Source organism: Proteus mirabilis ATCC 29906, assembly GCF_000160755.1.
GTDB classification, from domain to species: domain Bacteria; phylum Pseudomonadota; class Gammaproteobacteria; order Enterobacterales; family Enterobacteriaceae; genus Proteus; species Proteus mirabilis.
In genome coordinates this window covers 436795-450969 of record NZ_GG668578.1, presented here as the reverse complement: position 1 = coordinate 450969, position 14175 = coordinate 436795, and the positions used below count along the sequence as shown (strand labels likewise).

The window sequence follows — 14175 nt, the reverse complement described above, 5'->3', positions numbered from 1 at the left end:
TCATAATAATAGGAAAAAACAATACTTTCACCAATGTGCCATAAAATAGACATATTAAACGATTCAGCCTGAGTTGTTATTCTGTTTTTTGCTACTTTTGTTTTGCGAAATCGTTTGGCATTCAAATAATTGCTTTCGATGAATCTAAGCATCTTGTAGTGTGAGCAGTCCATGTTATTATCAATAGATATCCGCAGGTGACTGCAAACAGATTTACCTAGTAGATGAGATAAACAAAATGACCAACAAATTAACTTCTTTGCGTAAACTGACTACAGTTGTAGCTGATACAGGTGACATTGCAGCAATGAAACTGTATCAACCTCAAGACGCAACTACCAACCCTTCTTTAATTTTAAATGCAGCCCAAATTCCTGAATATCGTAAATTAATCGATGAAGCGATTGAATGGGCGCGTTCACAAAGCGATTCTCGCGAGCAACAAATCGTTGATGCGTGTGATAAACTTGCTGTCAATATCGGTTTAGAAATCTTAAAACTGATCCCAGGTCGTATTTCAACAGAAGTTGACGCACGTCTTTCTTATGATACCCAAGCCTGTATCGTCAAAGCGCGTCGTTTAATTAAACTGTATAACGAAGCGGGTATTAGTAACGATCGTATCCTGATTAAACTTGCTTCTACATGGCAGGGTATTCGTGCAGCTGAGCAATTAGAAAAAGAAGGTATCAACTGTAACCTAACTTTACTATTCTCTTTTGCTCAAGCTCGTGCATGTGCAGAAGCTGGTGTATATCTGATCTCTCCATTCGTTGGCCGTATTATGGATTGGTATAAAGCCAATACAGATAAAAAAGAGTTTGCACCAGCAGAAGATCCAGGTGTTATTTCTGTAACTGAAATTTATAACTACTATAAAGAGCATGGTTATAACACCGTCGTTATGGGAGCTAGCTTCCGTAATATTGGTGAAATTTTAGAATTAGCAGGTTGTGATCGCCTAACTATTTCTCCTGCGTTATTAAAAGAGTTATCAGAAGCACAAGGTGAAGTAGAGCATAAACTATCCTTTAATGGTGAAGTTAAATCACGTCCTGCGCCAATCACTGAAGCTGAATTTTATTGGCAACATAATGCTGATCCAATGGCCGTTGATAAATTATCTGATGGTATTCGTAAATTTGCGGTTGATCAGGAAAAATTAGAGAAAATGATTGCAGATTTATTATAATCTGGCGTTTAATTCTTATAAAAACTGACAACACCCACTTTAAATAGGGGGGTGTTGTCTTTTTTTTTATTGCAAAATAATATTTAAAATAATTTTAAGATTAAATTGATTTGAATAAATAATTTATCCGGTAATAATTATAAAAATTAATTATTAAAAGCATCCTATTTATTATTGGTGAATTATGAAAAAGATGGTTTTGGCAACAGTACTGGCATCGCTCTTTTTTAGTAGTGTTGCTATGTCAGAAGATAAAACAGCCTTCTCTTTACCTGCGATTGAAAAAAGTGCGGAAGAAGGGAATGCCGCTTCTCAGTATCAACTTGGTGTTAAATATGAAGGTGGCGAAGGTGTAGAACAAAATACACAAAAAGCATTGGAGTGGTACACAAAAGCGGCTGAACAAGGTCATGCAGAAGCGCAATTAAATTTAGCGTTAATGTATGATATGAATGATGATATTGAGCGTGATGCTGAAAAAGCGGTTTATTGGTATAACAAAGCGGCTGTTCAGGGACTCTCTTTAGCACAATACAATTTGGCCGTCTCTTTTGATGAAGGGGATGGTGTAGAGCAAGATCATGAAAAAGCAGTGTATTGGTATACAAAAGCCGGTGAGCAAGGTGATAGCGATGCGCAGTATAATTTAGCGATTTCATATGATGAAGGTATTGGTATCGAACAAGATCATGAAAAAGCGGTGACTTGGTACACTAAAGCCGCAGAGCAAGGTCATGCTGATGCACAATACAACTTAGCTGTCTCTTACGATGAAGGCGAAGGGGTCGAGCGTGATGGTAGCAAAGCGGTATTCTGGTATACCAAAGCGGCAAATCAAGGTAATCGAGATGCGCAAAATAACCTTGGTGTGATGTATGACGAAGGTGATGGTGTAGCAAAAGATCAACGTAAAGCGAATGAATGGTATAAAAAAGCTGCGCTACAAGGTAATGGCTTGGCACAAAATAACCTTGCAATAAACTATTATTATGGCAAAGGGGTTAAACGTAACTTGAAAGAAGCCTATGCATGGTTTGCTGTTGCTGTAGAAAATGGTGAAGGTGATGAGGCTATGCTAAAACGAACCGCCCGTGCCCTCAATGCTGCTCAATTAGCAGAAGCTAAACTTTTAGCTGCTTCTTATATTGCTAAATATCTTGATGACTAAGATTAAATCATTAATGTGATAAAAAACGGGAGTATAAAACTCCCGTTTTTTTATAGCTAAAATAACATAATAGCTTTTACTGAGATTGTTTTTAATTCACCCGTGTTCTCGTGTTAATATCAGCACGCTAATTGGCAGTTATTGATTAATTTGAGGTTGATATGAATGAATTACGTATAGGACTGGTTTCTGTTTCTGATCGTGCATCCAGTGGTGTTTATGAAGATAAAGGCCTGCCCGCTTTAGAAGCTTGGCTAAAAAAAGCAATCACAACCCCTTTTCATATCGAATCACGTTTGATCCCCGATGAGCAACTGATGATTGAACAAACATTATGTGAACTGGTTGATGAAGCAGGATGTCACTTGGTTTTAACAACGGGAGGCACAGGGCCTGCTCGTCGTGATGTTACGCCTGATGCAACATTGGCGATTGCTGATAGAGAGATGCCAGGCTTCGGTGAGCAAATGCGCCAAATCAGTTTGAAATTTGTTCCTACGGCGATTTTATCTCGTCAAGTGGGAGTTATTCGTAATCAAGCCTTAATTTTAAATTTACCGGGACAGCCTAAAGCGATCGCAGAGACATTAGAGGGATTAAAAGACAGTGAGGGACAGGTGATTGTCAGTGGTATTTTTGCCAGTGTTCCTTATTGTATTCAATTATTGGATGGCCCTTATATCGAAACTAACGAAGAAATTGTGGTTGCCTTTAGACCTAAATCAGCACGCCGTTCTACATCTGCTTAATACATTGCATCGGTTGTTTTTGTTATTAATATTGAATGTGAGTACGTTTTGCCCTAATAAGATTAAATAAGAACAACCTGCTATTTTTACCTATGAGTGATGCTTCTGTTGATGATTTATTGATCATTGAGATAACCCACTTTGTGTAATAATTGATTGAAACTGTTATATTTCAATTAGTTATTTTTTATATTAATGGATTATCGCTGTTGTTTTACATCATCATAATGGGTTAAAGACAATATTTATCATAACCTATTGATATATAATATTTATTTTTTATATTGTTATTTTACTAGATCTTTTTTTTATCTTTTTACTATTTTTTTTTATTTTTCCCCTTGATGAATGTATTTATGACCCCATCTATTTTTCAACTGCAATTACCACTATTGAGTTGCGTTGATGTTTATCCGCTTTGTGATGATATTGAGTCCATTAATTTTTTGACTTGAAAAATGAATATTCATCCTCATATAGATTGGTAATCAAATTGATAAAGAATTCTCTTTGGAGGCGTTTAAATGGGTAAAATTATTGGTATTGACCTGGGTACAACTAACTCTTGTGTTGCTGTAATGGACGGTAAGAATGCCCGGGTTATTGAAAACGGTGAAGGCGATCGTACCACTCCTTCGATTGTTGCATATGCACAAGATGGTGAAATTCTAGTTGGTCAACCAGCAAAACGTCAGGCTGTGACTAACCCACAAAATACATTATTTGCCATCAAACGTTTAATCGGTCGTCGTTTCGAAGACGCGGAAGTACAACGTGATGTTTCTATCATGCCTTACAAAATTATTAAAGCTGATAATGGTGATGCATGGGTTGAAGCACGTAACGAAAAAATGGCTCCACCACAAGTTTCTGCTGAAGTATTGAAAAAAATGAAAAAAACAAGCGGAAGATTACTTAGGTGAACCAGTTACAGAAGCTGTTATTACAGTTCCTGCTTACTTTAATGATGCGCAACGTCAAGCAACTAAAGATGCGGGTCGTATCGCGGGTTTAGATGTTAAACGTATTATTAACGAACCAACAGCTGCGGCATTGGCTTATGGTTTAGATCGTGAAGTGGGTAACCGCACTATCGCTGTTTATGACTTAGGTGGTGGTACATTCGATATCTCTATCATCGAAATTGATGAAGTTGATGGCGAAAAAACCTATGAAGTTCTGTCAACCAATGGTGATACTCACTTAGGTGGTGAAGATTTCGATAGCCGTTTAATTAACTACTTAGTTGATGAGTTTAAGAAAGAACAAGGCATTGACCTGCGTAATGATCCATTGGCAATGCAACGTCTGAAAGAAGCTGCAGAAAAAGCAAAAATTGAATTATCTTCAGCTCAACAAACAGATGTGAACTTACCTTATGTTACTGCTGATGCGACAGGGCCTAAACACTTAAATATCAAAGTGACTCGTGCAAAACTGGAATCTTTAGTTGAAGACTTAGTAAAACGTTCAATGGAGCCAGTAAAAGTTGCATTAGAAGATGCGGGCTTGAAAGTCAGTGAAGTAAACGACGTTATTCTGGTTGGTGGTCAAACTCGTATGCCTATGGTACAAAAAACTGTGGCTGAGTTCTTCGGTAAAGAACCACGTAAAGACGTTAACCCAGATGAAGCTGTTGCTATGGGTGCTGCTGTTCAAGGTGGTGTATTAGCTGGTGATGTTAAAGACGTTCTGTTACTTGACGTGACTCCACTGTCTTTAGGTATTGAAACTATGGGTGGCGTGATGACTTCGCTGATTGCGAAGAATACCACTATCCCAACTAAACATAGTCAAGTATTCTCTACCGCTGAAGATAATCAATCAGCTGTAACTATTCACGTATTACAAGGTGAGCGTAAACGTGCGAGTGATAACAAATCACTGGGTCAATTTAACTTAGATGGTATTCAACCTGCACCACGTGGTATGCCACAAATTGAAGTGACTTTTGATATCGATGCTGATGGTATCTTGCATGTATCTGCAAAAGATAAAAACAGTGGTCGTGAACAAAACATCACCATTAAAGCTTCTTCAGGTTTAAATGAAGAAGAAATCCAAAAAATGGTACGTGATGCAGAAGCTAATGCAGAAGCAGACCGTAAATTTGAAGAGTTAGTGCAAACACGTAACCAAGCAGATCAATTAGTTCACGGTACACGTAAACAAATTGAAGAAGCGGGTGACAAATTAGCGGCTAACGATAAAGAAGCTATCGAAAAAGCGTTAAGCGAATTAGAAATTGCTTCTAAAGGTGAAGATAAAGCTGCTATTGAAGCAAAACTGCAAGCGTTAGTTGAAGCTTCAAAACCTCTGTTAGAAATTGCACAACAACAAGCTCAAGCGGGTGCAGGTAATACTGCCGATGCAACTGATGCAGGTGCGAAGAAAGATGACGATGTTGTCGATGCAGAGTTTGAAGAAGTAGACGGCAAAGATAAAAAATAATGCCCTTAACGGGCCGCGGTAACTCAATGATGAACAGTTACTGATACCGAAACACGGGCGTCGAGGCAACTCTACGCCCGTGTGCTTATGTCAAGGGTAATCCAGAATGGCGAAAAGAGATTTTTACGAAGTACTCGGGTTAAGTAAAACAGCCGATGAAAAAGAGATCAAACGTGCTTATAAGCGTTTAGCGATGAAATATCACCCAGATCGTAATCAAGGTGATAAAGATTCGGAATCTAAATTTAAAGAAATTAAAGAAGCTTACGAAGTTCTTAGCGATCCACAAAAACGTGCGGCTTATGATCAATATGGTCATGCTGCCTTTGAACAAGGTGGTTTTGGTGGTCAAGGCGGTGGCGGCTTTGGTGGCGCTGACTTTAGCGATATCTTTGGTGATGTGTTTGGCGATATTTTTGGTGGTGGTCGTCGTCAACAACGTGCTGCACGCGGCTCAGATTTGCAATACAACATGGACTTAACGCTAGAAGAAGCTGTTCGTGGTATTACCAAAGAGATCCGCATTCCAACCTTAGAAACCTGTGATAAATGCCACGGCAGTGGGGCAAAAGAAGGCACATCAGCGGAAACTTGCTCAACATGTCATGGGGCAGGTCAGGTTCATTTACGTCAAGGTTTCTTCACCGTTCAACAACCATGCCCTACTTGTCATGGTCGCGGTAAAGTAATTAAAGAGCCTTGCTCTAAATGTCATGGTGATGGCCGTGTTGAACGTTATAAAACCTTATCAGTTAAAATCCCGGCGGGAGTGGATACCGGTGATCGTATTCGTTTAAGTGGTGAAGGTGAAGCGGGTGAGCAAGGAGCACCGGCAGGCGATCTGTATGTACAGGTTCATGTTCGTCAGCACCATATATTTGAACGAGATGGTAATAACCTCTATTGCGAAGTACCTATTAACTTTGCGGTTGCAGCATTAGGGGGAGAAATTGAGGTGCCAACTCTCGATGGTCGTGTGAAACTAAAAATTCCAGCAGAAACACAAACTGGCAAAATGTTCCGCATGAAAGGCAAAGGTGTTAAATCTGTACGTAGCCATGGTGTCGGTGATTTAATGTGCCGTGTTGTTGTTGAAACGCCAGTGAAACTGAATGAAAAACAAAAGCAGCTTATGGAACAGCTAGGTGAATCATTTGGTGGTAAAGGTGGTGAAAAAAATACACCGCGCTCTAAGAGTTTCTTAGATGGAGTAAAAAAATTCTTTGATGATTTAACCAAATAATTTTTGCGTTATCTTCATTCCTAAAAAGCCTGATAATGTATTGCCTATCAGGCTTTTTCTTATCAATTTCATAAAAATACCTAGAAACTTTCTCTGTTATCTTCAATACTCATTCCCCTCTTATTTCATTAGGTATCCTCTGGTAACAAAAAAGGTTGAACAATATTATCTTCACCTCTTATTATTCTTGTGAGTAAATTATCAACTATTCTTAATAAAAAGCACACTATAGTCACAATAATATGGATAAAAAATAGAATATTTACCTATTTTCTATCAATTCTTGTTTTAAATGTGAATTATTGCTTATGTTTATCATAAAAAATAATTGTATCAATAGGTTGTATTTTATTTTTTTTATTTTTGTTTTTTATCTTTCGTGATATTACTTATTGATTATTTTTTACATAATCCCTTCTTTACTCTTGATATAAGCGATTGAGATCGAAAAAGCCGAATTATTTTTGCTAAATAATCTGTTTTTTACGAATTCATAATTAGCATATTATTAACACAAATAGACATTTTTAGGTTAACAATATGACAGCAATTATTAGACAATTTTTAAGATTAGAGGCATCAGGCGGTATTCTTCTGATTGTTGCTGCTATTATCGCATTAATAATGGCGAATACACCTCTTAGTGCTTTGTATAATGAGTTTTTATCTATCCCAATAATGATTAAATTTGGGGCATTAGAGCTAGATAAACCGTTGATCTTATGGGTTAACGATGCACTCATGGCCATCTTTTTCTTAGTGGTAGGATTAGAAGTCAAACGGGAGCTAAAAGAAGGTTCCTTAGCGCAACGTGATCGCGCTATTTTTCCTGCAATTGCTGCAGTAGGAGGAATGTTAGCACCTGCTTTGATTTATCTATTTTTTAATCATGGCGATGCGATTGGTCAGCAAGGATGGGCTATTCCGGCAGCAACAGATATTGCTTTTGCTCTAGGTGTAATGGCGTTACTAGGGCGTCGCGTTCCTGTGGAATTGAAAGTCTTTTTATTAGCGCTAGCCATTATTGATGATCTTGGTGTCATTGTGATTATTGCTCTCTTTTACTCTAAGAGTGTGGCATTAGTCCCGTTATTATTGGCAGCGCTAATTACCATCATGTTGTTTATTCTTAATTGGCGTAAAGTGAGTAATACAGCAGTTTACTTAGTCCTAGGCTTTATTTTGTGGGTGTGTATTTTGAAATCAGGTATACATGCCACAATAGCGGGAGTGATTGTTGGATTCTTGATCCCATTAAGAGATAAAGAGGGGGCTTCACCGTCGGAAGAGTTAGAGCATGTTTTACACCCGTGGGTTGCCTATTTAATATTACCGCTATTTGCATTTAGTAATGCGGGGGTTTCTTTAAATGGCGTTACCCTTGATGGCATGTTATCGACCTTACCCGTTGGTATTGCATTAGGGCTTTTCTTAGGTAAGCCGATTGGGATTTTTCTCTTTAGTTGGGTTTCGGTAAAACTAGGGATTGCAAAATTGCCAGATGCGATTAATCTTAAGCAAATATTTGCCGTTTCTGTTTTATGTGGTATCGGTTTTACTATGTCTATCTTTATCGCAGGTCTTGCGTTTGAAGGTGCTATAGAAGCCTATAATACATACTCTAAACTGGGTATTTTAGTTGGCTCAACCATGGCTGCTGTTGTGGGATATTTATTGCTTAACTCTGTTTTACCGAAGTTGAAGCAGAAGCAAAAATAGTGAAATTGAGTAGGAAACTCGTTTTCTAAACACAATAAAAACCGAGCTATAAACATAAACCTACGGCGCAATACTTTGTATTGTGCCGTAGGTGTTTTTATGAGGATTGGAGAAAGGAACACCAATCGCTAATGCGTTGTTAACGAAGTCTGTGTGATGAGATCACAGAAGTTGAAAGGAAAATCACTATGCGTGTGTCACATCTCAATTTTAATCATCTTTATTATTTTTGGCATGTGTGTAAAGAAGGCTCTGTTGTAGGGGCTGCGGAAGCGCTGTATCTGACACCTCAGACAATTACAGGGCAAATTAAAGCATTAGAAGAAAGATTAGGGGGGAAATTATTCAAGCGTCAAGGGCGCGGATTAGTTCCCTCTGAATTAGGTCAGCTTATTTTTCGCTATGCCGATAAAATGTTTATGCTGAGCCAAGAGATGCTAGATATTGTCAACTATAGTCGAGAATCTAACCTGTTATTTGATGTTGGGGTTGCCGATGCGCTATCCAAACAACTTGTTAGTCGTGTATTAGAAACGGCGGTTATTGATCATGAACAAATACATTTACGCTGTTTTGAATCGACTCACGAATTGTTGTTAGAGCAATTAAGTCAGCATAAGTTAGATATGATTTTATCTGATTGTCCCGTAGATTCCTCACAACAAGAGGGGCTGTTCTCTGTTAAATTGGGTGAGTGTAGTGTCAGTTTTTTCTGTAGTCAGCCAATACCAGAAAAGCCATTCCCAGAATGTTTAGAAGATAGAAAATTGCTTATCCCTGGTCGACGCTCTATGTTAGGTCGTCATTTGTTAACTTGGATACGCAATAAAAATCTTCAAGTAGAAATTTTAGGTGAATTTGATGATGCTGCATTAATGAAAGCATTTGGTTTAAATCATAATGCTATCTTTGTTGCACCTTCTATTTATACCAATGAGACATTTGTCCAAAGTAATATTGAGGAAATAGGCACATTAGACTCGGTAAAAGAAGAGTATTACGTTATTTTTGCTGAACGTATGATCCAGCATCCGGCAGTACAACGTGTGTGTAATACCGATTTTTCAGCTTTGTTTAGTGGTGAAAAGAAAGCCAATAACGAATGAAATACGTAGAGTTTGCATAGACAGAATGTAAAAAAACCGGCCTAAGCCGGTTTTTTAAACACAAAAACAATAATTACATTGCTTTGATTTGTGCTTGCAGATTAGCTTTATGACGTGCTGCTTTATTCTTATGAATTAAGCCTTTAGTTGCCTGACGGTCAACAATTGGTTGCATGTCATTAAATGCTTTTTGTGCTGCTTCTTTATCACCAGAAGCAACTGCTGCGTATACTTTTTTGATGTAAGTACGCATCATTGAACGACGGCTTGCGTTGTGCTGACGACGCTTTTCAGACTGAACCGCACGTTTCTTAGCTGATTTGATATTAGCCAAGTTCCAACTCCCAAATATATTCTAGCGAGGACAATACAAAGGTGAAGGAATATGCCTTTTCAACCTAAGTTTGTCAATGGATTTATACAAAATTAGCGTCGTTGTACGCGACACTGGTTTCGTTGTGATGGCGCAAGATTTTATCAGTTAAGACGGGTAGAATACAGTCTTTTGAGTGAAAAAATCATCAAAATCGTGTATATGAGTAATAAATAATAGATTCTAAGCGGATCTACGGTTGATTTTGTGCGATTTTATAACCAACAAGTGAGTAATCGTTTATTTTTTGTTAGCAGTGAGCATGTTAATTTAACAATCATAGTGAATTGACAAAGCAAGATATTACTCACCAATAAACATTGATATATTGGGTTACTCTCGAGCCTTTGACAAGGTATAATCCAATTATTTCCACGGTATTGAGCCAGTTATGGAGCTAATTCGCGGTATACAGAATATTCGAGCACAACATCATGGTTGTGTTCTAACAATTGGCAATTTTGATGGTGTCCATCGCGGTCATCAGGCATTATTAAAACACTTGAAGCAAGAAGCATCACGTCGTGGCCTACCTACTGTTGTGATGACATTTGAACCTCAACCTCTGGAGTTTTTTTTGCCAGAGAAAGCACCTGCTCGTCTAACGCGCCTACGCGATAAGATAAAATATTTGGCAGAGTGTGGTATTGATTACCTGTTATGTGTCAAATTTGATAAGCAATTTGCGGCACAAACACCGGAAGAGTTTGTTTCATCACTCTTAGTTGATAAATTAGGTGTGAAGTTTTTAGCCATTGGCGATGATTTTCGTTTTGGTAAAAATAGAGCAGGTGATTTTCATTTTTTACAACAAGCCGGTGCTCGATACGGATTTGAGGTGGCAAATACCGAAAGTTATTGTGACAAAGGATTACGTATTAGCAGTACGGCGGTACGAGAAGCCTTATTCAATGACGATTTAGCATTAGCTGAATCATTGCTTGGACACCCTTATAGCGTTTGTGGACGCGTGGTACATGGTAATCAATTAGGCAGAACTATTGGTTTTCCAACCGCCAATATTCCCATGAAACGCTTAGTGGCACCTGTTGCTGGTGTTTATGCGGTTGATGTTTATTTAGCCGACCATCAATCGCCTTTAGCGGGGGTGGCTAATATTGGTAGTCGTCCTACCGTAAAAGGTAAGGGTGTACAATTAGAAGTTCATTTAATCGACGTTAATATGGATTTATATGGACGTCGTATTGATGTTGTGTTACGAAAGAAATTACGTAATGAACAGCGATTTGCATCATTGGATGCGTTGAAACAGCAAATCGCAAATGATGTGGCTGCTGCTAGGGATTTTTTATTGCAGCGGTCGGAGTCATAAACTAGCGGAAACTTGGAACTGAGAATCGAATGAGTGACTATAAAAATACCCTGAACTTACCAGAAACAGGGTTCCCTATGCGCGGGGATTTAGCAAAGCGCGAACCAGAAATGTTATCACGTTGGTACAAAGAAGGTTTGTATCAAGCTATTCGTCAAGCTAAAAGTGGTAAGAAAACATTTATTTTGCATGATGGCCCTCCTTATGCCAACGGCAATATTCATATTGGTCACTCAGTAAACAAAATTCTCAAAGATATTATTATTAAATCCAAAGGGCTGTCAGGCTTTGATTCTCCGTACATTCCAGGATGGGATTGTCACGGATTACCTATTGAATTAAAAGTTGAACAAATTGTAGGTAAACCAGGAGAAAAAGTCTCTGCAGCTCAATTCCGCGAGGAGTGCCGTAAATATGCTTATGAGCAAATAGAGGCGCAGAAAAAAGATTTTATTCGTTTAGGTGTGCTAGGAGATTGGGACAAACCTTATCTCACTATGGACTACAAAACGGAAGCCAATACTATTCGTGCATTAGCGCGTATTATCGCTAATGGTCACCTATTAAAAGGGGCAAAACCTGTTCACTGGTGTACGGCTTGTGGTTCATCGCTAGCTGAAGCGGAAGTGGAATATTACGATAAAACCTCTCCTTCTATCGATGTGCGTTTCCGTGCAGTTGATTCAAACGCTGTAGCGGCTAAATTTGGTGTCGTTACTGATAAACCTATTTCTTTAGTTATTTGGACTACCACACCATGGACATTACCTGCTAACCGTGCAATTGCATTAAATGGCGAATTTAATTACGCATTAGTTTCATTTAATGATGAGTGCGTCATTTTAGCGGCAGACTTAGTTGAACACGTTATGAAACGTATCGGTGTCACAGACTGGGCTGTTTTAGGTGAATGTAAAGGTAGTGATTTAGAATTATTGCGCTTCAATCACCCATTTATGGGCTTTGATGTGCCAGCCATTTTAGGCGATCACGTTACATTAGATGCCGGTACGGGAGCTGTTCATACCGCACCGGGTCATGGTCCTGATGACTTTGTTATTGGTCAAAAATATGGTTTAGAAGTGGCTAATCCGGTTGGACCTAATGGTTGTTATCTTCCTAATACGTATCCGACCTTAGATGGTGTGTTTGTTTTTAAAGCTAATGATGTGATTGTTGAGTTACTAAAAGAAAAGGGTGCTCTATTACATCATGAAGCAATGCAACATAGTTATCCTTGCTGTTGGCGACATAAAACACCAGTTATCTTCCGTGCCACTCCACAATGGTTTATCGGTATGGATAAAAATGGATTACGTCAACAATCCTTAAAAGAGATCAAAGGTGTTAAATGGATCCCTGATTGGGGCCAAGCTCGTATTGAGTCAATGGTGGAAAACCGTCCTGACTGGTGTATTTCTCGTCAGCGTACTTGGGGAACACCAATGTCGCTGTTTGTGCATAAAGAAACACAAGAGCCTCATCCTCGTACTCTAGAGTTAATGGAAGAAGTCGCTAAGCGTGTAGAAGTGAGTGGTATTCAAGCTTGGTGGGACTTAGATATCCGAGAACTGCTGGGTGATGAAGCTGATGACTACATGAAAACACCTGACACACTTGATGTTTGGTTTGATTCAGGATCAACACACTCAACCGTAGTTGATGCTCGCCCTGAATTCCATGGCAATTCAGCTGATCTCTATTTAGAAGGTTCAGACCAACATCGTGGTTGGTTTATGTCTTCTCTTATGATTTCAACAGCAATTAAAGGCAAAGCGCCTTATCGTGAAGTATTAACACACGGTTTTACCGTAGATGGACAAGGCCGTAAAATGTCGAAATCCATTGGTAATACTGTTAGCCCTCAAGATGTAATGAACAAACTGGGTGCGGATATTTTACGTTTATGGGTTGCCTCCACCGATTATACGGGTGAAATTGCGGTTTCCGATGAGATCTTAAAACGTTCTGCTGATACTTATCGTCGTATTCGTAATACAGCGCGTTTCTTCTTAGCGAACTTAAATGGCTTTGATCCGGCTAAACATCAAGTTAAACCTGAAGAGATGGTAATACTTGATCGTTGGGCGGTCGGTCGTGCGAAAGCGGCACAGGAAGATATCCTCAAACACTATGAAAACTACGATTTCCATAATGTTATTCAGCGTCTTATGCAGTTCTGCTCAGTAGAAATGGGATCTTTCTATCTAGATATCATTAAAGACAGACAATACACTGCGAAAAGCGACAGTGTTGCTCGCCGTAGTTGTCAAACTGCGCTATACCATATTATCGAAGCATTAGTACGTTGGATGGCACCAATTATGTCGTTCACCGCAGATGAGATTTGGGCACAGTTACCGGGTGAGCGTGCGAAATTTGTGTTCACTCAAGAATGGTACACAGATTTATTTGGTTTAGAGGCATCTGAAACCTTAAATGATGAGTACTGGGCGGAGTTATTAGCCGTTCGTAGTGAAGTCAATAAGGTGTTAGAGCAAGCTCGTACCGATAAGCAACTACGTGGTTCTTTAGAAGCGGCAGTAACACTGTATGCGGATAAAGCCTTAGCGGAAAAACTGAATGCATTAGGAAACGAATTGCGTTTTGTTTTACTTACCTCTCAAGCGACCGTTGCTGATATTCATGATGCGCCAGAAAACGCGTTAGCATCTGATATGGCGGGGCTGAAAATTGTCTTGAGTAAAGCGCAAGGTGAAAAATGTCCACGTTGCTGGCACTATGCAACTGACATTGGTCAAGTGGCGGAACACGCTGATTTATGTGGTCGCTGTGTTACTAACGTAGCCGGTAACGGTGAAGAACGTAAGTTTGCTTAAT

9 protein-coding genes and 1 pseudogene are annotated in these 14175 nt (G+C 39.0%); 9 read left to right on the top strand and 1 reads right to left on the bottom strand.

The features are described from left to right. Positions 1-238: 238 nt before the first annotated feature. The 7 genes and pseudogenes from tal (at position 239) to nhaR (ending at position 9628) form a co-directional block, all read left to right on the top strand. Positions 239-1192: a transaldolase gene (gene tal, locus HMPREF0693_RS10090; RefSeq protein WP_004245217.1), complete on the top strand. Its 954-nt coding sequence runs from the start codon at positions 239-241 to the stop codon at positions 1190-1192. Between the two features lie 184 nt (positions 1193-1376). Then, positions 1377-2360, top strand: coding sequence for an SEL1-like repeat protein (locus HMPREF0693_RS10085; RefSeq protein ID WP_004245216.1), 984 nt, complete (start codon positions 1377-1379; stop codon positions 2358-2360). A gap of 161 nt (positions 2361-2521) precedes the next feature. Continuing rightward, the gene (mog, locus tag HMPREF0693_RS10080) at positions 2522-3109 is read left to right on the top strand and encodes a molybdopterin adenylyltransferase (RefSeq protein ID WP_004245215.1); all 588 of its coding nucleotides are present in this window, start codon (positions 2522-2524) and stop codon (positions 3107-3109) included. Positions 3110-3633: 524 nt separating this feature from the next. Continuing rightward, positions 3634-5560, top strand: a pseudogene (dnaK, locus tag HMPREF0693_RS10075) (molecular chaperone DnaK). Between the two features lie 106 nt (positions 5561-5666). After that, complete coding sequence (dnaJ, locus tag HMPREF0693_RS10070; protein WP_004245212.1) at positions 5667-6803, top strand: molecular chaperone DnaJ; 1137 nt, start codon at positions 5667-5669, stop codon at positions 6801-6803. A 540-nt stretch (positions 6804-7343) separates the two neighbouring features. Further along, positions 7344-8522 (top strand): Na+/H+ antiporter NhaA, encoded by a 1179-nt coding sequence (nhaA, locus tag HMPREF0693_RS10065; protein WP_004245211.1) that lies wholly within the window; start codon positions 7344-7346, stop codon positions 8520-8522. 188 nt (positions 8523-8710) lie between these two features. Continuing rightward, positions 8711-9628 (top strand): transcriptional activator NhaR, encoded by a 918-nt coding sequence (gene nhaR, locus HMPREF0693_RS10060; protein ID WP_004245210.1) that lies wholly within the window; start codon positions 8711-8713, stop codon positions 9626-9628. Between the two features lie 73 nt (positions 9629-9701). Here nhaR and rpsT read toward each other — a convergent pair whose 3' ends face one another. Continuing rightward, positions 9702-9962 carry a 30S ribosomal protein S20 gene (gene rpsT / locus HMPREF0693_RS10055; protein ID WP_004248964.1) on the bottom strand — a complete coding sequence of 87 codons (261 nt, stop codon included), beginning with the start codon at positions 9960-9962 and terminating at the stop codon, positions 9702-9704. A gap of 430 nt (positions 9963-10392) precedes the next feature. On the opposite strand from rpsT, the gene ribF reads away from it, so the two are divergent. Then, positions 10393-11334, top strand: a complete 942-nt coding sequence (ribF, locus tag HMPREF0693_RS10050) for a bifunctional riboflavin kinase/FAD synthetase (RefSeq protein ID WP_004245208.1) — start codon at positions 10393-10395, stop codon at positions 11332-11334. A gap of 29 nt (positions 11335-11363) precedes the next feature. Continuing rightward, positions 11364-14174 (top strand): isoleucine--tRNA ligase, encoded by a 2811-nt coding sequence (ileS, locus tag HMPREF0693_RS10045; RefSeq protein ID WP_004245207.1) that lies wholly within the window; start codon positions 11364-11366, stop codon positions 14172-14174. Position 14175 lies beyond the last annotated feature (1 nt).